Source organism: Aquabacter sp. L1I39 (genome assembly GCF_017742835.1).
Lineage (GTDB): Bacteria > Pseudomonadota > Alphaproteobacteria > Rhizobiales > Xanthobacteraceae > L1I39.
Window position 1 is genome coordinate 762642 of record NZ_CP072392.1, and the last position, 23738, is coordinate 786379.

20 protein-coding genes are annotated in these 23738 nt (G+C 64.9%); 12 read left to right on the plus strand and 8 right to left on the minus strand.

Going from position 1 to position 23738, the window contains the following annotated elements:
- Positions 1–78: 78 nt before the first annotated feature.
- Positions 79–522: a PAAR domain-containing protein gene (locus J5J86_RS03445; RefSeq protein WP_247657993.1), complete on the plus strand. Its 444-nt coding sequence runs from the start codon at positions 79–81 to the stop codon at positions 520–522.
- A 128-nt stretch (positions 523–650) separates the two neighbouring features.
- On the opposite strand, the gene J5J86_RS03450 is transcribed toward J5J86_RS03445, so the two are convergent.
- The gene (locus tag J5J86_RS03450) at positions 651–1211 is read right to left on the minus strand and encodes a DUF6931 family protein (protein WP_209103504.1); all 561 of its coding nucleotides are present in this window, start codon (positions 1209–1211) and stop codon (positions 651–653) included.
- A gap of 10 nt (positions 1212–1221) precedes the next feature.
- The gene (gene tssI, locus J5J86_RS03455; RefSeq protein WP_209103505.1) at positions 1222–2985 is read right to left on the minus strand and encodes a type VI secretion system tip protein TssI/VgrG; all 1764 of its coding nucleotides are present in this window, start codon (positions 2983–2985) and stop codon (positions 1222–1224) included.
- 419 nt (positions 2986–3404) lie between these two features.
- Between tssI and J5J86_RS03460 the strand changes: the two genes are divergently transcribed.
- From J5J86_RS03460 to J5J86_RS03510, 11 genes are all read left to right on the plus strand, one after another.
- The gene (locus J5J86_RS03460) at positions 3405–4715 is read left to right on the plus strand and encodes a type VI secretion system protein TssA (RefSeq protein WP_209103506.1); all 1311 of its coding nucleotides are present in this window, start codon (positions 3405–3407) and stop codon (positions 4713–4715) included.
- A 187-nt stretch (positions 4716–4902) separates the two neighbouring features.
- Positions 4903–5436, plus strand: coding sequence for a type VI secretion system contractile sheath small subunit (gene tssB / locus J5J86_RS03465; protein WP_209103507.1), 534 nt, complete (start codon positions 4903–4905; stop codon positions 5434–5436).
- Positions 5433–6914 carry a type VI secretion system contractile sheath large subunit gene (gene tssC / locus J5J86_RS03470; RefSeq protein ID WP_209103508.1) on the plus strand — a complete coding sequence of 494 codons (1482 nt, stop codon included), beginning with the start codon at positions 5433–5435 and terminating at the stop codon, positions 6912–6914. Before tssB ends, tssC begins: the two co-directional genes overlap by 4 nt.
- Before the next feature lie 434 nt (positions 6915–7348).
- A complete protein-coding gene (locus J5J86_RS03475) occupies positions 7349–7843 on the plus strand; it encodes an Hcp family type VI secretion system effector (protein ID WP_209103509.1) in 495 nt (164 codons plus the stop codon).
- A 21-nt stretch (positions 7844–7864) separates the two neighbouring features.
- Positions 7865–8761 carry a type VI secretion system baseplate subunit TssE gene (tssE, locus tag J5J86_RS03480; RefSeq protein ID WP_209103510.1) on the plus strand — a complete coding sequence of 299 codons (897 nt, stop codon included), beginning with the start codon at positions 7865–7867 and terminating at the stop codon, positions 8759–8761.
- Positions 8762–8767: 6 nt separating this feature from the next.
- On the plus strand, positions 8768–10729 hold the full coding sequence (tssF, locus tag J5J86_RS03485; RefSeq protein ID WP_209103511.1) for a type VI secretion system baseplate subunit TssF: 1962 nt from the start codon (positions 8768–8770) through the stop codon (positions 10727–10729).
- Positions 10726–11757, plus strand: a complete 1032-nt coding sequence (gene tssG / locus J5J86_RS03490) for a type VI secretion system baseplate subunit TssG (RefSeq protein WP_209103512.1) — start codon at positions 10726–10728, stop codon at positions 11755–11757. Before tssF ends, tssG begins: the two co-directional genes overlap by 4 nt.
- A 17-nt stretch (positions 11758–11774) precedes the next feature.
- Positions 11775–14426: a type VI secretion system ATPase TssH gene (gene tssH, locus J5J86_RS03495; RefSeq protein WP_209103513.1), complete on the plus strand. Its 2652-nt coding sequence runs from the start codon at positions 11775–11777 to the stop codon at positions 14424–14426.
- Positions 14427–14476: 50 nt separating this feature from the next.
- Positions 14477–15031, plus strand: a complete 555-nt coding sequence (locus J5J86_RS03500; protein WP_209103514.1) for a hypothetical protein — start codon at positions 14477–14479, stop codon at positions 15029–15031.
- A 103-nt stretch (positions 15032–15134) separates the two neighbouring features.
- Positions 15135–16073, plus strand: a complete 939-nt coding sequence (locus J5J86_RS03505) for a glycoside hydrolase family 19 protein (protein WP_209103515.1) — start codon at positions 15135–15137, stop codon at positions 16071–16073.
- A gap of 28 nt (positions 16074–16101) precedes the next feature.
- The gene (locus tag J5J86_RS03510; RefSeq protein WP_209103516.1) at positions 16102–17511 is read left to right on the plus strand and encodes a tetratricopeptide repeat protein; all 1410 of its coding nucleotides are present in this window, start codon (positions 16102–16104) and stop codon (positions 17509–17511) included.
- Positions 17512–17623: 112 nt separating this feature from the next.
- Here the strand turns inward: J5J86_RS03510 and J5J86_RS03515 are convergent, their stop codons facing one another.
- The 6 genes from J5J86_RS03515 to J5J86_RS03540 form a co-directional block, all read right to left on the minus strand.
- Complete coding sequence (locus tag J5J86_RS03515) at positions 17624–18124, minus strand: invasion associated locus B family protein (protein WP_209103517.1); 501 nt, start codon at positions 18122–18124, stop codon at positions 17624–17626.
- 255 nt (positions 18125–18379) lie between these two features.
- The gene (locus tag J5J86_RS03520) at positions 18380–18670 is read right to left on the minus strand and encodes a hypothetical protein (protein WP_209103518.1); all 291 of its coding nucleotides are present in this window, start codon (positions 18668–18670) and stop codon (positions 18380–18382) included.
- Positions 18671–18681: 11 nt separating this feature from the next.
- The gene (locus J5J86_RS03525; RefSeq protein WP_209103519.1) at positions 18682–21030 is read right to left on the minus strand and encodes a trypsin-like serine protease; all 2349 of its coding nucleotides are present in this window, start codon (positions 21028–21030) and stop codon (positions 18682–18684) included.
- Between the two features lie 494 nt (positions 21031–21524).
- Positions 21525–21860 (minus strand): hypothetical protein, encoded by a 336-nt coding sequence (locus J5J86_RS03530; RefSeq protein ID WP_209103520.1) that lies wholly within the window; start codon positions 21858–21860, stop codon positions 21525–21527.
- 14 nt (positions 21861–21874) lie between these two features.
- Positions 21875–22198, minus strand: a complete 324-nt coding sequence (locus J5J86_RS03535; protein ID WP_209103521.1) for a hypothetical protein — start codon at positions 22196–22198, stop codon at positions 21875–21877.
- Entirely contained in the window at positions 22195–23514 is a 1320-nt protein-coding gene (locus J5J86_RS03540; RefSeq protein WP_209103522.1) for a hypothetical protein, read from the minus strand. The genes J5J86_RS03535 and J5J86_RS03540 overlap by 4 nt, the downstream gene beginning before the upstream one ends.
- Between the last annotated feature and the right edge of the window lie 224 nt (positions 23515–23738).

Below are 23738 nucleotides of genomic sequence, written 5' to 3' on the forward strand. Positions count from 1 at the left end.
AGGGAAGCGCAGGACATTTGAGGCATGTCGCGGCCGGCTGCGAGGGTGATGGATCCGGTTGCCCACCCGATGCCCGGCATGCTGTCACCGGGCCCCGGCAGCACGGATGTGATCATCGGCGGCAAGCCCGCCTGGCGCGGAGTGCCCGCCGCCACCGCGGCCGCCATACAATCGGCGAAAGCCGCATCGGACGCCACCATCCAGGCGGCGGAAATGGCGACGCTTGCGGCCTCGGGAACGCCGGGCTTTCCCGCAGCCAAGGCCGCCGAAGAGGCGGTGAAGGCTGCGGCGGCGGCCAATATGGGCGCCACCATTGCCAACGCCGCTGGCGGCGCGGACCTTCATGCCTGCACCACCCCCTTGCCTATGCCGCCCCACGGCCCCGGCGTGGTGGTCGACGGCTCGCAAACCGTCTTCATCAATGGCCTCCAGGCTTGCCGGCAGGGCGATACGATCATCGAACCGGTGGGGCCGCCCGATAAGATTGTGGCGGGTCTGCCGACCGTGCTGATCGGCGGCTAGAGCATGTGCGAGCGAAGGGGCGCGTGAAGGACATCAGCCACAACAGAGCGGGAGATCGCTTCCGGGTTTCTTTGAATCCGTGAAGCGCTCTCGGCCGCCGCCAAGCCTATGCCTGGCCTATGCCAGGCCTACGCCAGATCTAGCGCCAGGTCCGACGCCAGCGCGATGCACGCTGCGCAGGGCGCCGCGGCGGCGGCGGGCGGCACTTGCGCCAGCACCAGGAACATGCCGGTCCGCACCGCCCGCGCCGTCTGCTCGGGCGGTGCCCGCAAATGGGGAAATTCAGGCGGACCGATGCTGCCCCCCGACCACCCCGCCGCCAGTGCCATCCAGGTCTCCGGCTCGCCGGCATCGGCCTTCGTCCCAAGGTCCAGCGCCAGGCGACGCAGCCCCTCCTCGGGCCGTGCCGCCCACGCCTCGGCCACCTTCAGCGCCTGCTCGGCTCCCGGCGGCGGGGCTGGCCGTGCGCCTGAAAACCGGCGAAGGGACTGGCAACCCCAGGCCACCGCATCCCGGCGAGACAAGAGATACGCGGCGAGGGAGATGGCCGCCGGCCACGCCTCCTCCCGCGCTAGGCCGGCCAGGACCTGCACGCAATCCGCCGCGCTGGCGGGCAGCCCGATATCCGCAGCTGCGGACGGGAAGGCCTCATAAAGCCCCGCGAGGGACGGAAAGCGCGGACCCGCCATGGCCGCGCCCTCAGTTGATCTTCACGGGCACGCCCTGGATGACGCACGTGGTCCCGGCCTTGATGGTGATGGTGGGCGCATTCAGGGTGATGCCGCTGGGGTCCAAGGTCAGCGTGCTCGGCCCGACCTTGAGGGTGATCTTCATCTTCGCGGACACCGACATCTCACCCTTGGCCACATCGATCTCAAGGTCGCCGTTCTGGACCCGCGTGCTGTGGGACGGGCTGCCCGTGGCGGGCTTGAACTTCTCGCCCACGGTCTCCGCGCGGGCGTTGAGGATGGTGCCCGTGAAGTTGCGCTGCGCGTGCAGGCGCACCTCTTCCGCCGCCTTCCGGTCCTCGAAGATCAATTCGTTATAACCGCTGCCACCCTTGGACGAATTGGTCTTCCACCCGCTGATGGTCTTGTTGGCGGGCAGATCGTAGGGAACGGCATTGTTGCCGTTATAGAGCGCACCGACCACCAGCGGCCGGTCGGGATCCCCCTCCAGGAACTCAACGACCACCTCCTGCCCGATCCGGGGCCGGAACACCCCCCCCCATCCCGCGCCCGCATACACATCCGCCACGCGCACCCAGCAGGACTGCTTCTTCTGCCGATCCCAATGAAATTGCAGCTTGATGCGGCCATAGCGATCGACCGTGATCTCCTCGCCGCCATCCCCCACCACCTTCGCGGTCTGGATGCCGTGGACCACCGGCTTGGGCGTGGTCAACGGCGCGCGATAGGGCCGGTCCGCGGGCACCAGGACATAGGTCCCCTGATAATGGGTCTGTCCTGCGGAGGCTCGGCCGGTGGAAACGTAGGACTGCTCTGAAATGGTATGGGTCGCCCGCACGGCCATGTACTCGGCATTCTCCGCGGCGCGATGATGCTCTTGCAGCGTGAACTTCGCCCCCGCGGAGAGGCTGGCGGCATCGCCAAAGGCCACGCGTCGATGATCGAAGGCCTGCTCAGCCTCAAGCCGGACCTTGGCCAGGACTTCTCCCTGGCTGGCGTCCTTGTAGCGGCCGGGATAATCATAAATCTCCACGCTGGACCGCTCGTATTTCTCGTTCGCCTGCCGGAAAGACAGAAGCTTGGCTTCCGGCCTCTCAAAATCATAGTCATTCAATGCGAATTTGCCGGCCCGGAACCGCCTTTCGCTGTTCCATTGCTGGATATGCTCGCGGTCGCGAAGATAGGCCCCCACCAGCGGGATGAGCGGCAGCTTGCCGTCTCCCTCCACGGTGGGATGGGCGCCCATCGCATCGGCCAGGATCAGGAGATGCTTCTCTGCACTGTGCTTGAAGAAGTAATAAATGCCGAACTCTTCCATCAGACGGGAGACGAAATTGAAATGCGTCTCCCGGTACTGCACGCAAAACTCAAGCTTTGGATAATTCTGCGCGAGCCGGAACTCATAGTCCGAGAAGCCGGCCTCCTCGAACACCTTGCGAATGATGTCGGGCGCCGTCATCTCCTGGAAGAAGCGACAGTCGGCAAAGCGGGTCAGCAGCCACAGCCAGGGGCGCAGAACCAGACGATAGCTGTAGAGCCCATCCCGGACGCCCGACCAATGCGCCTCAGTCAGGAGGCCGTGGAAGAACCGGTTTCGGCCATGGGTCTCCAGCGTCACGAGACAGGGGCGGGCAAGGACCGGGTCGAAATCGAGGCCTTCTTCAACACTGAGAGCCTCCACCGACACCTCGAACGGCTCGCTGACGGCCTCCTGCGCCTGGAACCGCGAGAGCACAAGCGTATCCTCGCCGAGCGGGGTCCGAAGACGCGCCAAGCGATTCTTCTGGTCAAGACCTGTGGCCATGCACCACCACCTCACATCAGGAAATCTTGAAGGACGTCAGGCAGGAAGGACGTCAGGCCGGCATTCTGTCTTGCACTCAGGTCATCCCGGGGCGTTCCGGTCCGCCGGGCCCATGGTGCTCGGCGGATGTCCGCAAACTCCAGGCGGAAAACTCCAGGCGGAAAACTCCAGGCGCAAAACTCCATGAAAGAGACCCAGAGCCCGCCCCCAGCCGACAGACCCTGCAAGCGGATGGGAGGAAGGCCCACCATTTGCGATAATGCAGCCAAGAATGCTCGCAGCACCAGCAAGAATCAAGCGTGTATTTGTGACGGAAAAATATTGACCTTTCAGCAGAATGAAAGCAAGGCTTTGCCCCTCGCACGGGACCGGTGGTGGAGGAATGGGCGATGGCGCAGCTCAACGCGGACGCTTTTTTGGAGGCGCTGTCGCCCGACCAGCCATGCGGGCCAGACCTCGAGCGCGCATTCGATAACGACTTTACCGGCCTTGTGGTCAATGCCGAAGGTCTCCTGCCCCTGTCGTTTTTCGAATTCAAGCGGGATGAGACGGCCCTTCAGCAGCAACTGGACAGTATCATCGCCCTCACTGGACGGACGCGCGACCTTCGCCTGCTCGCCCTCTACGCCAAGTTTTCGATCCTCAACCGAGACCTGGCCACGTTTTCCAACACGCTCGCGCTCATTGCCGATGCACTGGAGCGCCGGTGGGATGACATCCACCCGCAGGCCGAGGACGGCGATTTCAGCTTGCGCAGCGCGGCCCTCGCCAGCCTGGACGACACGCCCCACGTCGTCATGCCGCTGCAGCACGCCGTGCTGCTGCGCCATCGGGCGCTCGGGGACATTTCCTACCGCAGCATTCAGCTGGCCCGCGGCGTCATGGCGCCCCGGGCCTCAGAACCCGTTCTCGACCTGTCCGCCGTCGAGCGCGCCTTGGAGGCCGCAGACGCGGAGCAGTTCGCGGCGCTCCGGGACCTGTTCCGATCCATCGGCCAATCGGTGAAGCGGATGGCCGCAGCGTGCGTCGACAAGCCGGGCATGCCACTATTTTCTCTGCCGAAACTCTCTTCCCTGGCGACCGCCATCGCCGATCTGATCGGGAGCCACCTGCCACCGCCCCCCTCGGACGAGGCCGCCCTGCCGGCCGCCGAAGACGCCGAAGATGGAGAGCCAGGCGACGGCATGAGGTCAGGCATCCCTCCCAAGCCTCAGTCCGGGCTCCAGACCCGAGCCGATGCGGTCGCGGCGTTGCGAAGAATAGAGCACTATTTCCAGCGTTTCGAGCCGTCAAGCCCAGCACTGGCGTTGGTTGCCTTTGCAACTCGGGTCATGGATCGCCCCTTCTACGAAGTTCTGAAGATGATTACCCCCGACTATGCATCGGACGCGGAATTGAAAATCGCTGGGAATACGATCAGCATGTCTGTGAGCCGGATTGCTGCCGCGCTCGATGAACCCGCGCCAATATCCTATGACGTGGCGGAGGGGGACGATGACACCCCTTCCATCGAGACGCGCCGCGATGCCTTGCAGCAAATGTCGGAGCTTTCGCGCTACCTGCGCACGGCCGAGCCCGCCAGCCCCATCCCCCTGCTTCTGGGCCGTGCGGCAGATCTGGCCGGAAAGGATTTTTCCTCCCTGCTCAAGGAGTTGTACACTGATGCCGCGCTGCGATCCTTGAAGGGGGGCGACACCTAGCAGCGCCCCATGCCGAGCTAGGAAAAGGTAGCCTCAAGAGCTACAATACTATTGTAAGGCACAAAATTTTTTGGAGATCTACACTTAAAAATGAGACCATCCAGCGACGGCACTCAACGGACTTACGCTTGCATTACTTAGGCGCGCCGCTACCATACGCGTTGGGTGAGGTAATGGGGGCGGGTCAATGGCGGCTGATAGCGGTCAGAAGTTCATCTCACGCAATCGCAAGCCAAGGGTCCACGTCACCTATGAGGACCCTTATGACGCCAATCGGCAGGTGGAACTGCCTTTCGTCATGGGCGTCCTTGCCGATCTCTCCGGCAATGCGTCCGACGTGCCTCGCCCGGACGTGAACGATCGTTCCTTCCTCGACATCGACATGGACAATTTCGAGCGCCGGATGGCTGCCATTGGTCCTGCGGCGACCTTTCGTGTGCCCAATCGCTTGGTCGAGGGCTCTGGTGAGGAGCTTCCGGTCAAGCTGAACTTCAACCGGATGGACGATTTCGGTCCGGCTGCGGTGGCGCGCCAGGTTCCTGCCCTCGCCAAGCTTCTGGAGGCGCGCACGCAACTGGCAAATCTTCTGCGTTACATGGACGGGAAAGTGTCCGCCGAGGATGCACTGAAAAAACTTCTGTCCGACAAGGATCTGATGCAGGCGCTCAGCGGGCGGCCTCAGGGCAAGGCCGCGGACGTGTCCGGGGAGCAAGACCAATGAGCGTGGCATCCGTTCAGCAGGGAACCGGGGTCGTCGGCGAGCACCTGGACGACTTCGACCAATTGCTCAAGCAGAGCTTCAAGCCGCGGACCGAGCGGGATGTCACCGAGGTCGAGAATGCGGTGGGAACGCTCGTCGCCGAGGCCTTGAAGGACGCAAGCGTCATCAAGGAGGATGTGCTCGAAACCATCGAGGGGATCATCGCCAGCCTTGACCGCAAGCTTTCCGAGCAGGTCAACGAAATTCTTCATGCGCCTGAATTTCAGCAGATCGAGAGCGCATGGCGCGGGCTTCATTACCTTGTCTATAATTCCGAGACCGACGCCAATCTCAAAATCCGGGTCATGAACGTCTCCAAGTCGGAGCTTTACCGCAACCTGCGCACCTATCCGGGTGCGAAGTGGGACCAGAGCCCCCTCTTCAAGAAGGTGTATGAGCAGGAGTTCGGCCAATTGGGCGGGGAACCCTATGGCTGTCTCATCTGCGACTATTCTTTCAGCCATGTTCCGGTGGACGTGCAATTGATGCGGGATCTTTCCCGGATCGCCTCCGCCGCCCATGCGCCACTCTTCGCCGCCGCCGAGCCGACCTTGCTTGGCATGGACAGCTGGCGCGAATTGTCGAACCCGCGAGACCTGTCGAAGATCTTTGATACGCCCGCTTATGCGCAGTGGAAGAGCCTGCGGGACTCGCCCGATGCCCGTTATCTCGGGCTGTGCCTGCCGCGCGTGCTGGCCCGGGTGCCTTATGGCGCCAAAAGCGAGCCGGTGGAGGAATTTGCCTTCGAGGAGGAGACGGACGGCCACGGCGGCGAGAAATATGCCTGGATGAGTGCGGCCTATGCCATGGCCGTCAATGTGAACCGCGCCTTCAAGGAAGTGGGCTGGTGCACGCGCATTCGCGGTGTCCAGTCGGGGGGCGAGGTGGTCAACCTCCCCACCCATACCTTCCCGACCGATGATGGCGGGTGGGACATGAAATGCCCCACGGAGATCGCCATCAGTGACCGCCGGGAGGCCGAGCTTTCCCAATCGGGCCTCATCCCCCTCATCCATCGCAAGAATACGGACAAGGCGGCGTTCATCGGGGCCCAGTCCGTCTATAAGCCGCACAAATATGACGATGTGGACGCGACCGCGTCGGACAATATGTCGGCGCGCCTGCCCTACATGTTCGCCGTTTCGCGCTTCGCCCATTATTTGAAATGCATGGTCCGCGACAAGGTCGGAACGACCATGGAGCGGGAAGATCTGGAGCGGTGGCTGCAATCCTGGATTTCCAATTATGTGGAATCCAATCCCTCGCTGGCGTCCGAGATTCAGAAGGCTCGGCGCCCCCTCTCGGCCGCCAAGGTGACCGTGGCTGAGGATGAGGAAAATCCCGGCTATTACAGCGCGCGCTTCCATTTGCGTCCGCACTTCCAGTTGGAAGGGGTGGATGTGGGTCTCAGCCTCGTCTCGCGCCTGCGTGCCCCCTAGGGGGCCTTTGGAGGCCCCGGCTTGGCCCCTCCCCCGCAGAATGTGGTGGGCGCTCGGGGCGCGGCCGGCAAGATGATGCGCCGCGCAGCGGGCTGAGGGGCGTGTGTCCAGCGGAAGCGGCCGGCCAATCGGTTGTTCGTCCGCTGCACGAGGAAGGCCTGACAGCCTGGAGACAAGACCCTTTTCATGTCGCGGACCAGACGTCTTCCCGGCGTTGAAAGCGGATCATGCGGCGGGGGCAAGGCTTGCGGGTGTTCGAGCGCAACGAGAAACGTGGACGTCACCTTTGAGGGCGCCGGCAGTGAGGGGCACAGGACGGGACCGTTCGACCGGCACCGGCCTGGCCGCTTTGCTCTGGCAAACCGGCGGAACGGGCAACACTCCGTCGGTGCGTCCGCACCATCTGACACGTTATGGGGTAATGGAGATCTGTAATGGCCGACGCTGTTTGCGGATATATCAAGATCGGATCGCTGGAAGGCGAATCTCAGGATTCCGATCATCCGAAGTGGATCGATGTCCTCGCCTGGAGCTGGGGCATGGACAATCCCACCAATCCTCATGCGGGCAGCGGCTCCGGGGCCACGCTGGCGCATGTGCACAATTTTTCGATCACCAAGCAGGTGGATGCATCGAGCGTGAAGCTCGCCCAGTTCCTGCTCAAGGGTGCCCATTTCGACAAGGCCACCTTCAAGCTGCCAAAGACCGGCGGCGACGGGAAGGCCATGATTTATTACAAAGTGGAATTTGAGGAAGTGGTGGTGTCTTCCATGAATTTCGGTGGCGGCGGGGGACCCGGCGTCTTTACTGAAAACATCACATTCAGCTTTGCCAAGTTCAAGGCGACCTACAGCAAGCAGAGCGCCAAGGGCGCCTCCGATGGTGGCGATTCCCTGGGCTGGGATTGCAAGAAAAACCAGGAAGTCTGACGCCCGGCTCAATACATCCTGATGCGCCGCCGGCCGGATCTTCTCGGCCGGCGATGGCAGGAGACGCGTTCGCTCCAGGCTCCCGGCGACTGCTGCTGGGCGGCTGAAGGCAGCCTGGGTCGGGCGGATTTCTCGGGGGGACTTTTCGGCGGGAGGACATGGCGGGAGCAAGGGGCAAGGCTCCTTCGCCACCGCCAGCGGCGGCGGGTCGCCGCGATCCCCCGGATTGCTCCTGCGGACGAACATGCTCCTGCGGACAAACATGCTGTCTCGCAAACACGATGGTTCGGCGGTGAATCCACTGCCGACTTCTCCAGGGCAGGGCAAAAGGCCGTCGGGCCTCTTTGCGAAATCGGGGGCAACAAGGCAATGCGCAGGCGACGCGATTCCATTCGCACCGGCATCCCCCTGATGCACGCCTTTCGCACAGCCTTCGTCCATCGCGATGCCAAGATCCCCGCCGACGAACGCGATGCCTTTGGCCGGCGGGTGATCTCTGGCCGGCGGACCACCGCACGGAGCGCCGTCAGTGAAGCTGTGATGCGCGAGGAAATCGTCCGCGACGTGGAAACCCTCCTCAATACGGTCGCCTTGGCCTCGACCATCCCGCTGGATGGCTGCGAGGAAGTTTCCCGCTCGATCGTCAATTTCGGCATCCCCGACCTGGTTCACCGGACCATCGACGATGCGGATCTGGGCGAGGTGGTCGAGGAGATCGAGACCGCCTTCGGCCACTTCGAGCCGCGCATCGAGCGCTCGTCCCTGGATGTACGCCGCGATCCCGACGTGGATCCGGGCAGCCTGAAGATCCGCTTTGTCATCGCCTGCGAAGTGCAGCTCAGCGAGCAGAATGCCGCGCTCGAATTCTTCGCCGACATCGCGCTCGACACCGACAAAATCGTCGTCAGCCAGACTTGAACCCACATGGACCGGGAATTCCTAGAGCAGTACGACCAGGAACTCCGCATTCTGCGCGAGCACGCCCGGGCGTTTGCCGAGGAATATCCCGGCATCGCGGACCGGCTCGGGGATCTGGTGGAAGACCCGTCCGATCCCATGATCGCCGGCCTGCTGCAAGGCGCGGCCTTCCTGGCCGCCCGTGTCCAGCTCAAGATGCGGCACGAATTCCCGGAATTCACCTCGAACCTCCTGGAACAGCTGGTTCCGGGGTTTCTCGCTCCCCAGCCCTCGGCCATGATCGTGGCCGTGGACCCCATCTATGGGGATCCGGCCCTGGCGGAAGGACGGACCATCAGCGCCGGCGCCTATATGGACGCGACCTTCGTGGAGCAGACGCGGCAGGTGGCGTGCCGCTATGCCTTGCGGAGCGATGTGACCTTGTGGCCGCTGGAGCTTGTGCGGGCGGAATATCATTCTGGCACCGGCCCTCTGCACGCGCTGGGCCTGCCTGCCTTGGCGCAGGAGCGGGCCGGCCTGCGCCTGTCCTTTTCCTGTCGGATGGCCGTCCGACCGGAGGATGAGATCAGCGATGCCGAGGCCCGGGACCTTCCCATCTTCCACGCCGCGGCCTACCGCATCCGCAGCCTTCCCATCTATCTGGCCGGGCAGGAATCCGACGCGGTGGCGCTCTATGAGCAGCTCTTCGCCAATCGGGTGCGCGTCTTCTTCCGCTATCTTGATGCCTTTGGCGATCCGGTCGTCCTGGAGGCGGACGGGGTCACCGTGTCGCAGGTGGGCCTTGGCCAGGACGAGACTCTGGCCCCCGCCGACAGCCGGATCTTCCACGGCTTCACGCTGCTGAAGGACTATTTCCTGCTGCCGCGGAAATATCTCGGGTTCCGGCTGGACGGCCTGGAGACCGTCATGGGGCGGCTCGCCGCCAAGTCGTTCGAGATGATCGTTACGTTCAACCAGAGCAACCCGCGCCTCGCCGCCACAACGCGCGAGGGGTTCGCGCTTTATGCGGCGCCGGCGATCAATCTGTTCGAGAAGACCACGGACCGCATCGCCCTCAAGGGGAACCAGCACGAATATCAGGTGGTCCCGGACCGCTCGCGGCCGTTGGATTTCGAGCCCCATCGGGTGCTGGATGTCTATGCCTATTGCGCCGGCAGGGCAGAACGGATCCCGGTGCTTCCCCTGTATTCGGCCTCGCGCGATCCGGCCGCTCCCCCCGCCAAGCACTTTTACACTGTGCGGCGGCTGCCCCGCAGGCATACGGCGCAAGAGCGCCGCTATGGGCGGGCCTCCGATTATACCGGCACGGAAATGTTCCTCAGCTTGATCGACACTGGCGACCTCAATGCCGATGGCGGTGTGACCGAGCTCGGCCTGCGAACCCTGTGCTCCAATCGCCACCTGACCGAGGCCTTGCCGGTGGGCAAGGGCGGGGCGGACTTCCATCTTCTGGAAGACACGCGCCTGACGCTGCGTTGCCTTGCCGGCCCCACGCGGCCGGGCGAGCCGGTGGCCACCAGCCTGCGCTCGCGGGCCGAGCAGGCCTCCACGGGATCGGTGACCTGGCGGCTCATCAACATGCTCAGCCTCAATCACCTCGGCCTCCTGGCCCGCGGCGCCGGTCGCAATGCGCAGTCGCTGCGCGAGATTCTCGGCCTGTTCGCCGACCTGCGTGACGCCACCATCGAGCGGCGCATCGACGGCATTCGCGCGCTCGACAGCCGCCCGGTGGTGCGCCGGGTGCGACGCGAGACGGGGGTGGGCGCCGCGCGGGGGCTGGAGATCACGGTCACCGTGGACGAAAAGGCCTTCGAGGGGTCCGGCGTCTTCCTGCTCGGCGCCGTGCTCGATCGCTTCTTTGCGGAATATGTGGCCATCAACACCTTCACGCAGACGGTCATCGTCTCGGTGGAGCGGGGCGAGATCATGCGCTGGCCGGTGCGCCTCGGTTTCAGGAGGCCCCTGTGAGCTGGCGGGAGGACATAAAGGCCGAGCCCTGGCGGTTCGACATGTTCAACGTCCTGCGGCGGCTGGAGCGGTGCCACCCCGACCGGCCCCGCATCGGCCAGAACGCCACCTTGCGGGAAGCATGTGTCCGGCTCGGCCAGAACCCCTTCCTGGCCTTTCCCGCCTCCAATCTGGACGCGGTGCGGGTCGATGACGCCGGCACGTTTCATGTGATGGTCCGGTTTCTCGGCATGCTTGGGCCACAAGGGCCCTTGCCGCTGGCCACCACGGCCGAGGCGCTGGAATGGAGTTCCATGCGCGAGGACGCCTTCGCGCGCTTCCTCGACATCTTCAACGACCGCTTCATCGCCCTCTTCTATCGGGCCTGGGCGGATGTGCGCCCCATCGCCCAGCACGAGCGCCCGAACGAGGATCGCTTTGCCGATTATGTCGGCTCCCAGATCGGCCTCGGGCGCGCCCTTTTTCGTGACCTCGATGCCGTTCCCGATGCCCAGAAGCTCGCCCATGCCGGCCTTATGGCGCCTGCGGCGAAATCGGCATCCCGGCTGGAATTCGTCCTGGCGGGCGTCCTCGGCCTGGACGCGCAAGTGGAAGAGTTTGTCGGCACACGCCTTGCCGTGGAACCGGCCGATCAGACGCGCCTTGGTACGGCCAACGCCCGCCTCGGCGCCGAGGCCATGGCCGGAAGCAGCGTCTTTTCGGTCAGCGACAAGATCCGCATCCGCATCCGCACGCCGTCCTTCCCCGCCTATGAACGCCTGCTGCCCGCCGGCGACCATGCGGAGCCCCTGGCGGACCTGGTGTTGTTCTATCTGGGCGAGACCGTCGCGTGGGACATGGAACTGGCGCTCCCGGCGCGCGCGGTGCCGCCGCTGCGGCTCAACGGGCGGGGTGCGCTCGGCTGGACCTGCTGGCTGTCCCCCGCCGCCGCGCCCCCGGCCACCGCGGAACGGGACGACGCCCACTTCAACCTCGCCGAGCGCATCCGCGCCCGGCGGTCATCGCACGCCGCCCACGCGGCCCTCTAGCAAAGCGGACCATCGGCATGGCGGACATCAGCCTCGAGGCACTGGGCGGAAAACTCAACCGGGTGGGCTATCAGGCCCTGTTCCAGGCCCTGCGCCACGCCAAGAATGCCGGCAATCGCCGGATCGAACTGGCCCATCTCCTGTTGCACATCCTGCAGCAGGACCGGTGCGATCTCGCCCTCACGCTCGACCGCAGCAAGCTCTCCCGGGCGCGCGTGCTGGCGGATGTGACGCAGGCGGTAGACGGCCTGCGCAGCGGCCAGACGGAAATGCCCGACTGGTCCAAGGCGGTGTTCGATGCCATCGAGCGCGGCTGGCTCTATGCCACGCTGGCGTTCGGCGAGACGCAGGTGCGCACCGGCCATCTCCTGGTGGGCGCGCTGCGCTCCGATGAACTGCGGCGCACGCTGTCGAACCTCTCGCCGGAATTCGGCAAGCTCAATGCGGACACCATCACCGACGAGCACCGCACGCTCTGGGCCGGCTCGGAGGAGGAGGTGCTGCAGCCCGTGGACGGCTCGGGCGTGGCGGCGGCGCAGCCGGGCGCGGCGGGCGAAGCAAAGTCCCGCGGCCAGACCGCCCTGGACCGCTTCTCCCAGGACCTCACCGCCAAGGCGGCGGAAGGCGGCATGGACCCGGTGCTCGGCCGCGACGAGGAAATCCGCCAGGTCATCGATGTGCTGCTGCGGCGGCGACAGAACAATCCCATCCTCACCGGCGAGGCGGGCGTGGGCAAGACCGCGGTGGCCGAGGGGCTGGCGCAGCGCATTGCCGCCGGCGACGTGCCCCCGCCCCTCAAGGGCGTGCGGCTGCTGGCCCTCGACATCGGCCTCATGCAGGCCGGCGCCTCCATGAAGGGCGAGTTCGAGCAGCGGCTGCGCTCGGTGATCGACGAGGTGCAGGCCTCGCCGACGCCCATCATTCTGTTCATCGACGAGGCCCACACCCTGATCGGGGCCGGTGGGGCGGCCGGCACGGGGGATGCGGCCAACCTCATGAAGCCGCCGCTGGCGCGCGGAACGCTCCGCACGGTGGCGGCCACCACCTGGTCGGAATATCGCCAATATATCGAGAAGGACCCGGCGCTGACCCGGCGCTTCCAGCCCATCCAGGTGGACGAGCCGGACGCGGTGCGCTGCGCCCGCATGCTGCGCGGCGTCATCGGCCCCATGGAGGCGCACCACAAGGTGCGCATCGCCGATGCCGCGGTGGTGGCGGCGGTGGAGCTGTCGCTGCGCTATGTGCCGGCGCGCCAATTGCCCGACAAGGCGGTGAGCCTGCTGGACACCGCCTGCGCGCGGGTAGCCATCAGCCAGAATGCGGTGCCCGCCGCCATCGCCGACGCGCGGGCGAACCTTGCGGCGCTCGACAAGGAAAAGAGCGCGCTCCACGCCGACCGCGACCTCGGCATCGACAGCGCGCGGCGGCTGGCGGAAATCGTGGAAGAGGAAGCCGCGCTGGCCGCCACGCTGGCCGAGCGGGAGGCCGAATGGGCGGCGGAGCAACGCATCGTCGCAGATTTGGCGGAGCTGCGGGGCAAGCTGGCGGCCGCCACTGCGGACGGCACGCCTGAGGATGTAGAGGCCGCGCAGGCGGCGCTCGCGGCCCGCGCCGCGGAGCTGGAGGCCATCCCGGCCGAGCGGCGGATGATCCATGCCTATGTGGATGCGCAGGCGGTGGCCTCGGTGATCTCCGACTGGACCGGCATTCCCGTGGGCCGGATGGTGAAGAATGAGATCGAGGCCATATTGAACCTGCCGGAGGTGCTGAACCGGCGCGTCATCGGCCAGAGCCACGGCCTTGCCATGATCGCCAAGCGCATCGAGACCAGCCGGGCCAAGCTGGACAATCCTTCCAAGCCCATCGGCGTCTTCCTGCTGTGCGGCCCCTCCGGCGTCGGCAAGACCGAGACCGCGCTGGCGCTGGCGGAGGCGCTCTATGGCGGCGAGCAGAATGTCATCACCATCAATATGAGCGAGTTCCAGGAGGCGCACACCGTCTCCTCCCTGAAGGGCGCGCCTCCCGGCTATGTGGGCTATGGGGAGGGCGGGCGCCTCACCGAGGCGGTGCGGCGCAAGCCCTATTCGGTGGTGCTGCTGGACGAGGTGGAAAAGGCCCATCCGGATGTGCACGAACTGTTCTTCCAGGTGTTCGACAAGGGCGTGATGGAAGACGGCAACGGCCGGCGCATCGACTTCCGCAACACGCTCATCATCCTCACCTCCAATGTGGGCACGGACCTCATCATGGATCTGGCCCGCAATCCGGCCCATCTGCCGGACGCGGAGGCGCTGGCGGCCGCGCTGCGGCCGGAACTGCTGAAGGTCTTCCCGCCCGCCCTCATCGGCCGGCTGGTGCCCATCCCCTATTTCCCGCTCTCGCCCGACATGCTCACCGGCATCGTGCGCCTGCAGCTGGACCGCATCGGCAAGCGCATCCGCGACAACCACAAGGCCCGCTTCACCTATGACGAGGAGGTGGTCGCCCACATCGTCGCCCAATGCAACGACCCGGATTCCGGCGGGCGCATGATCGACAACATCATCACCAACTCGCTCCTCCCCGCCCTCTCACGGGAATTCCTGAAGGTTGGGATGACTGGCGCCGAGGTGAGCGAGGCGCGGGTGGGGATGGGTGAGGGTGGGTTTGTGTATGGGGTCGCCACTTAAATAAACGCCGGTTCAAATTACCTTTGATATTTATCAAGATGGAGGTCGACATGGTAACTCTGGGTGATTTGACAAACAAAGGTTCTTATCTTCTGGGCGTGATGGGGTGCAAATACGTCAATGTCGAACAGCTGGACCTGCTAAAAGAAAGACTGGAAAAGGCAGAGGCTTACACAAAATATGCAGGCACAATCTCGGTATTCTCCAAGAAAAAAGAAACCGCCGAAAACTTAATTAAAATGTCTGAGACTATTTCAAAAATAAAAGAGCCTGTAGTTCTATACTACAAATCATGCTCTACAATAGAAAGCTTAATGAAGCTAGCAAATGCAATTGATGTACTAAGGAAATGGTCGGAACCAAACTCACAAGTCTCCACCAAGGAAGCGGCCGATGCCTTTGACACTCTATCAGGAGCCTTGGCTGCTATAATTAGAAAATTAGGAAGCGCCGTTCCAATCGTAGGACAATATGCACTGATATTCGAAGAGATTTCAAAGAATCGTTTCTTCTCAAATTATTATAAAATTGCGAATCCTGAAACCCGAGGAAATTCAAGTGATTGGGCAGCCATAAAACAGGCAGATGACGCTTTTAAGCCTTGATCCGGAATAACTTATGTTAATATGTTACGTACCTATATTTTAAATGATCGGATTTTGTTCGCGGGCGGTCGCCTGAATCCTAAAGTAAAAATGGGGACAAAGCATGCGAATTACATCGGTTATTACCAGCGGACCACAATATTCACCGGATTATAGAAATTCTAATGTCAAAAGCAGAGCTTTTGACAAAGAAAAATTTCGCTCATTATTTTACGAAACTTTCAAGTCAATGCACCTGGACGCAAGCTCCGGCATGAATGCGGAGAAAATGCTAGATAAATTGTCTAAAGACAACGGCATCACCGATAGGCGAGAGATGGCATATATGCTTGCCACGGCGTTATGGGAAACGCGAGTATTGAAATCCAAATATGTCGTAGTCAGGGATAATAATGGGAACGTCGTCACGGACAAGTCCGGAAAGGCGAAAACGAGGTCGGTGAAGACCTGGGGCGCCATGGCTCCTGTAAAGGAAGCAGACAGGGGTGCCGGAAGGAGATATTTTCTTCCTGTAAAAGTAAAAAAACTTCCGGGTGGCAGAGCCCAAGTGACAGAACAGGATGGAGATCAATTCATCGTCGAGATAAATGGAAAATACACGCCTAAGAAAAGGGGGGCGGTTCGGGGCGCGTCACCGAATGTGGCGATGTCCCAAGTGTACAAGGATGATGACGGGGAGGAATTGGCCTACTATGGACGAGGGCTCGTTCAGCTCACATGGTGGAATAACTACGCCAAGGCGGGGGCGGCGCTCGGGATGAGTTTAGAGTTGCTCTTCCATCCAGATTTGGCCGAAGATGAAGATATTGCCTACAAGCTGATGTCCCATGGCATGGTGACTGGGCACGGGTTTGCCAACGGTAGAAAGCTGTCGGACTATTTTCGCGGAGATCATGCGGATTACGTCGGCGCGAGAGCAATGGTCAACGGCTCGGATCATGCGCCTGAAATTGCGGAAATGGCACGTAAATTGCAGGATATATTAAGACGCTCCGAAATATTGCCACATTCCCAAAGCCTCAATATTCCAAAATTACCTTAACGCCATGCCCACGCATGAGCCGCTTGTGATGGCCACGCCCGAAGAAGCCATCGCCCTCGCCCTCTCCCTCCTCCGCGCGGGCCACCTCGACGCGGCCTCAAGCCTGCTTGCCCAAATTCTCGACGACACCCCCAACCACCCCGACGCCCTGCATTATTCCGGCCTGCTGAAGGCGCGCCAGGGCGATGCGGAAGGGGCGGTCGGGCTGGTGCGGCGGGCGGTGGAGGGGGACCCGGCAAACCTCCCGGCATGGAACAATCTCGGCAACCTCTTCATGCGGCTGGACCGGCTGGACGAGGCGGCGGAGGCCTATCGCACCTGCCTTGCGCTCCAGCCCGATCATCCCCAGGCCCTCTCCAATCTCGGCCTGCTGATGCGCGTCTCCGGCGACATCGAAGGCGCCGAGGCCCTGTATCGCAGGGCGCTTCAGGCGCGGCCGGATTTTCCCGAGGCGCTCAACAATCTCGGCGCCATCGGCCTTGCCTATGGTGACCTTCCCGCCGCCGAGCTTCTTCTGGCCCGTGCCGTGGAGCTGGAGCCCCGCTTCCCCGGCGCCCGGCTCAATCTGGGCAAGGCGCTGGCGGGCCAGGGCCGGCTGGCGGAGGCCGCGACCCATTATTGGGAAGCCATCGCCCTCGGCAGCCGGGAGGGCGTGGCCCACAAGCTCCTCATCTATGCCCTGGTGGAAACCGGGCGCCGCGACGAGGCGCTGGAGACGGCGCGGCGCTGGCATCGGGACGCCCCGGACGATGCCGTTGCCCGGCATCATCTGGCCGCCCTCTCCGGCGAGGATGTGCCGGCCCGCGCCACCGACGCTTATGTGGAGGCCACGTTCGACGCCTTCGCCGAAACCTTCGATGCCGCCCTCGACAAATTGGATTACCGCGCGCCGCAGCTGGTGGCCGGCGCGGTCGCCGCGCTTCATCCTACCCCCGAGGCCCGCCTGCTCACGCTCGACGCGGGCTGCGGCACCGGCCTGTGCGCGCCGCTGCTGCGCCCCTATGCGGCGCGGCTGGATGGCATGGACCTGTCTGCCGGCATGCTGGCCCACGCTGCGCGACGCGGGCTCTACGACCGCCTGGACAAGGCCGAGATCGAAGCCGGCATGGCGGCGCGCCCGCGGGCTTATGACCTCATCGCCTGCGCCGACACGCTCTGCTATTTCGGCGACCTGTCGGGCGTCTTGGCCGCTGCCGTCGGCGCACTCCGGCCGGGCGGGGCGCTCGTCTTCACGGTGGAAGCGCTGGATGGGGACACCGGCGCGTTCCGTCTCCATCCCGGCCATGGCCGCTACGCCCATGCCCCCGCTTATGTGGCAGCATCGGCCGCCGCGGCGGGCCTGGAGGTGGCGGGGATGAGCCGCGAGATCCTCCGCCGGGAGGGCGCGCAGGCGGTCCAAGGGCTGGTGGTCGCCTGCCGCAAGCCGGAAACCACCTGAGCCCTTCCGGGCCATGGGACGTCCCAGCGCCCCTTCCCAAGCGGCAGGCGACGCCGGCCAAGGCGGGGCGAAGCGTGCCCGCCCCGGCAGCCCCGGGCCGAGGAGCAAGCGCCTACTTCATCAACGCAGCGACGCGATCCAGAGCGGGTCCGAATCCCTTGAGCGAGACGGTGAAGCTCTGAACCGGTCCGCCATCGGCGAAGGCATCGATCCGCAGGGTTGCGGCTTTCTTGATATTGGCCAAGGCCTTGGCATCAAAGGTCACCGGCACCAGGCAGCCCTGCGGCAGGCAGGTGGAAAAGCGCAGGGCGGCAAGGTCGGTCTCGCCGAGCTTCAGGGTCACGCCCTTGTCGATGGCCAGCCCGAAGGGCAGGAAAAGCAGCCCCTCCGCCTTGTCGCCCTTGGCCTGCAGCTCAACTGCCAGCAGCCGCTGCTGGCTGCGCGGATCCATCTGCTGCTGAAGGACGGCGCAGCGCTTCACGCTCTGCTGGATGGCGCATTGCACCCGCCAATCCTGGAAATCCTCGCTGACCGACTGGGCACCGCCCGGAAAGGAAAGCGGCGCCTGCGCCAGAGCCGGCGCGGCCGCTGCGGAGAGAAAGAGGCCGGCCATCAGGAGACCGGCCGGGACCGGAAGTTGGGACGCGGCGGCGACCTTGCGCATTCCGGCCCGGAACGCGGCGGCACATGGGGCGAGGAGCATCGTTTTCCTTCGGGTATCGCGGCGCGTCGATGCGCACGGGGAGTGATGACGGTCTTCGTGGCAGGCGTGGCGCCATTGCCCCGGGAGCCGCGCGCTGCGCGTCAGGTGCGGCATGGGGGCATCGAGCAAAACCGCCCCGCCAAAGCGGTCCGTTGGCCGTCGGCCTCAGAACCCGGTTCCGAGGACGATGAAAGTGGGGCAGCGCATGTCGCTGCAGGCGCGGGCAAGGGGGCGCTCGTTGCGCGCCACCGGCAGGGGCGCCGGCTGGGGCACCGGCATGGACTTCTGCGCGTAGAATATCCTTGTGGCCGCGGGCGTTCCTGGCCCGCCTTGAGCGGCCACATCCGTCGCCGAGGGCGCGCGCGGCGCGTTCTCGGCGGTGTCCGCCCGGGTCTCGGCCAGCGCTGGCAGCGAGACCAGCAGGAGCATGGCGGTGGCAATCCATATGTTTCTCATCTCATGCATTCCTATGGCGCGTTCGTCTTGGCTGGGCCATCCCGGGTGGCCGCCCGCAGGGTCGCGCCCGCCGCCGCGCTGGCGCCCCCGTCGGCCCCGCGCTCGGTGAAGGTGGCGAAGGACCAGGCCCCGTCCACGAGAAGGCCGGTCACCGGATCGGGAAAGCGCAAGCCCTTGATGTGGTCGTGCAGGAAGATCAGGGCGCCCATCTTGTCGCCCGCCTCCCCGGCCCGCTCGGGCACATCCAGCACCTGGACGGCCTTCTCGGAGAAGACGGCCAGAAAGATGCCGTCGCGCCGTTCGCCCTCGGACAGGTCCATGAGCGGGATCAAGGTGGGCACATCCGCGCGCACCCGATTGATGTCGCGGGCCGCCCGCCCCGCGGCCACAAGGCGCGCGCGGGCGGGAAAGATCTGGCGCACACTGCCATCCGGCGCGATGGCGAGCACCACGAGGTAGCCCGCCTTGCGGCTATCCACGCGCAGGGCGCGACCGGGCTCGTCCGCAACCACGGCCAAGCCCGCGGGATTGTCGGCGGCGGGCAGGCTGCGCGCCGCGGCCTGAAGCAGGCTGGCCTTCTTCTCTCCCGGCGCCCCCTCTGTCATGGGCACAACCTGGGGCGCGAGGCCAAGGCGGCACAGGCTTGCCTGGGCGGCACAGAACTGGTCCAAGCTGTCCCGCACCATCTGATAGAGGGCGGCCACGTCGCCGGACTGGTTCACCAGATGCAGGGCGCGCACCGCATTCACCCAGCGCCGCGTGAAGGCGCCCATGGGCCGGTCGCCCTGCGCGTCCACCAGGGCCCATTGGTCGGGCGCGGCCGCAAACCACACGGTTGAGCCGGACGGTGGCACAAGGGGAAGGCGGGTGGCGCCGGCCGCCACGTCGCGCTGCGCGGGTGCAAGGTCCACCACCGCCTCCACCGCGCGCACGGCACCGGCCTCACCGGGCCGTGCGGTGGCGGGACGCTGGAGGGCACGCCTGGAGATTTGAGTGGTATCGAAGATAGCGGTGACGCTGCGGCCGGACAGGCGCTCCAGGGTCCGGGCGAGCTCGGCGGGAGAAATGGCGCGGCCCACATCGCGCACCGTTCCGTCCGCGGCGCGGATCAGCTCCAGGTCCACCGGCGCGATGCCGGCCCCCTCGCGACCGTCCCGGAGCGCTGGAAAGGCCCGGGTCTGAAAGCCCTGGCCACTGTAGAACAGGAACACCCGGCTGCCCGGCGCCGAGCCGCGCACCAGCCAGGCATCGATCGCGGCCAGGATGTTGCTGCGCGTGGCCCGCTCCTGGGTGAGGACCATGACCTGGTCCCGGCGAAAGCCCAATGCCTCCACCAGCAAGGCCGACACCGCCTCGGCATCGGGGACTGACCCGGTCAGGGTCAGCGGCGCCGGATAGGCATCGATGCCGATCACGAGGGCCCGGTCGCCCGGAGGAACGGACATGGCCGCGCGTTCCACGTCATCGGGCGCGAGCGCGGCCAGAGCCCCGGCCGCCTGCGGGGCGGCACCGCTCGCGGCCTGGGGCGCGGCGGCGGACAAGGTGAAGGCGCGGGACGGCAGCGCGCCGGGCGCCATCTCCCCGCCCGTGACCTGGCGCAGCCACGGCTCATAGGCGGCAACGCGGGTGTAAACGCCATAGCGGCCTTGCCGGCCGCAGCCCTCCCCCCAGCTCACCACCCCCGCCTGCGCCCATCCGCCTTCGGCGGCGCGCAGCATCAGGGGGCCGCCGCTGTCGCCCCGGCAGGCATCGCGTCCGCCGGCCGCAAAGCCGGCACACAAAGTCTGCGCGCCGATGGCGTTGCCTTCCAGTACGCTGCCGGAATAGGCCGCGCGGCAGGCGGCACTGGACACCAGGGGCAATTCGGCTTCCTGCAGATCCGCCGGCAGGAGGTCGGCATCGGCGCCCGGTGCCTCCCGCGTCAGGCCCCAGCCCAGCACCGTACCCGCCAGGCCCGCCAGGTCGTCATCCTTCGCCTCCGCGCCGACAATGGGAACCACCGGCACTTCCGCCGGCTCCTTCAGCTCGATGACCGCAATGTCATTGGCAAAGGTGCCCGGCTGGAACTCCGGGTGATAGATCACGGCCCGCGCGCCGATCCCCTTGCGCGCAACGGCGTCGCCCTCGGTGATAATGGGTGGCAAGCGCGCGGCGCCCGCCACCACGAGCACTTGCTGGGCAGCGAGCGCCTGCCGCCGCCCGCCGCTGGCGGTGGCGCTGACGAAGCAATGGGCGGCCGTGAGCACCCACCGCGCGCCGATGACGGTGCCGCCGCAATGGGACCGCAAGCGCCCGCGCCCCGCGGGATCAGGCGCGTAAATCTTCACTTGCGAGGGCCAGTCTCCATCCCGAGCGCTCATGCCGCCCACCACGCGGGTGAGACGCCGGCCGTCCGGTTCCCCCGTGAGCGCACCCGGCGCCGCCTGTGGCGAACCCTGGGCCGGACTTGGGGCGACACTTGGGGCGACACTTCGGACCGTACTTGGGGCCGTATTTGGGGCCGAACCTTGGGCCGAACCTTGGGCCGAACCTTGGGCAGCGGCTTGGCCCGGGGCGTGGAGGGCAAGGCAGAGGCTCAGGGCGCGCGTCATATGCGCGAGACGAACCCAGCCTTTACTTGGGAGGCCGCCAAATTTATTGGAATTCAGACTTAAGGGGCTTGGTCGAAGAGAAAGGGTGAATTTCGGCGCCCGTCTCCACACTTCGGGCCAAAACCCGGTGCGGGACAAGGGGCCGAGTGCACGGCCGTCTCGCATGCCATCCCATGTTCCGCAGCTCCGGCGCGCCGTCGCGCCGATTGCCGCAGCTTTTCACTTATAAAGGGCAATCGGACCCGGCGCCAGGGCCGGACCGGTCACGCGGGGGCTGAAGAGGACCCCGCGTCCGCCGGCAAGGGGGCGACAATGCGCAGGCGCCATTCCCCGTCCTCTTCCAGATGGCCGCTATAGCTCAACTGGGGCCACGGCCGCTTCTCGCGCTCAAGCACGGCAATGATTTCTCCCACGAGCCGCTCCACCTCGGCGCCGGGCGCGCCGACGGCATCGGCACGGTCCGGGTTGAACAACGCGATAACCGGCGGCGCCCCCGCTGTTGCCGGCGGTGCGACCGTCAGACGGAAGGCCCGCCAGTCTTCAGGAACGACCTCGAAGAGGGCGTCGACGAGATGGTGATCGAGGGTGGTTTGCGACATATAGTTCGCCCCGTTCAATCGAAGTTGCTTGCAGGAACTCCAGACGATTTCCAGGCTGCAGCCAATTCCAACGCAGCGTTCAGCGTTTCGTACAAATGCGATACCGGAATTGAAAATTCCTCACTCCTCTTCTTTTTTCCCCCCAGCTTGTATTGAAAAACATGGATTTGTACTGTTCCGTCGCTGGGCGGATCGACCCATACCTGAATAGGTTCGCTCGAACTCTCATTCAAAAAGTACGTCCGGACATCATATCCCTTGTACTCACTCAACCATACAATTTGATTGTCCTGCGCCCATCGAGATAAAATGGGATCTATTGACTGAAATTCGATCATGACAAGGGCCTCCCTGGCCCGAAACAGCTCTCGGGTATTCGGTTGAGTAGCTCAAATTGCTCGCCACCGCCTCTTTTTCCGAATGCTGCCTTTGCCCTAGAACGACGCAAACTGGTGCCGGCCGGGACCCGGACTTCTTGGATGTATGTCGCCTTATTCTCTGACGGAAGCGCAAGCGCTTCGCGTGCATAGGCCGCGTTTCTAGGCGGCACAGCGGTTAGAAAGCTGCCGGTCTGGTTTTTAGTGTAAACACGATAATACACTTGTTCTTCGGGCTGAACAAAATTTACGATCTTCCCGGCTTCGCATGGCACCCGTCCGCCGATGCCCTTTGCTACCCCTTTTTCCGGGCCTGCAGAGGGCGTGTTGCTGCCACCGGTTGCGGACGAGCTTTTCGGTGGTCCAGGGTCCGCCTGTGTGGCAGGCGCCCCCCTCCCCTTCCCCGCCATCTCCTCCCTGGAGACCGTCTCAACCTTTCGCTGTCCGCCCGCCTTCTTCAGCGAATCCGTAAAGCGGCCGGCGATGCGGGCAAGCGCGGCGGAGAGGATGCCGACGCCGACCGCGCTCAGCCCGGCGGCCAGCTTCTCCGCGGCCCGGTCGAGGTCTTTATCGTCACGGGCGGCAAGGGTGGTGGTGAGGAAGTCCACCAGGTTCGCCGCAGCCTCCAGCGCGGAAAGAGTCGCCTGGAAGACGCCCATGCCCTCGATGACGGCGCAGGCGATGATGGCGGTGAGCACGATGCCGTCGATCACCTCCCCCGCCGCCACCGCATGCAGCTGAACCAGGATGACGACGGTGCCCACCATGAAGGCCAGATCGGCGGGATTCTCCACCAGGGTGCGAAGCTGTCGTCCCAGTTCCGGCCCCACCCGTGGAACGGTGCGGTGGAAGACCTCGACAAAGCGCTCCGCCACCCCCATCTGCGCGACGTTCAGCTGCCGCCCCGTGGCCGGTGATCCGGGCCGGGTCGGACTGCGCGCCGCGCGGTCTGCCTCGCCACGAAGAGCCTGATGACTGGCCTGGCTGATATAGGCGGGCTCTTTGAACACATAGGCGCGCAGGCGCCCCGCCTCCACGGCGGCCACAACGGCGGCCACCAGTTCCGCCGACCTCAGCACGGACAGCACCGGCCCTCCCGCCGCCAGCCAGAAGGTGGAGAGCAGCTGGGTGTCCACGCTGTCGCCGGACAGGTGCGCGTCCAGGGCGCCCCGAAGCTCGCCGCCGCTGGTCTGCCGCATCTGCGCCGCCCGCGCCGGCACCAGGCTGCGGGTGATGACAATGGTCTGGTGCTGGGAGCGCAGGACCAGCGCGTCCATAGCCGTCATCGGCCACCGGCGGCCAGAAGGCGGCAAGGCAGGACGGCTGGCGAGATCATGGCGAGGAGCCCTGCTGTCCCTTGGAGCCTGATCCGATCAGGTTGAATCAACCTGATCGGTGAATCAGCCTCTCAATTTTTGATAGAGAACGGTTGTCAGATCTGATGGCGATGCCATCAGATTGGAACGTGCTCCAAGTCGGCGCGAGGTGACGGTCATCTCGG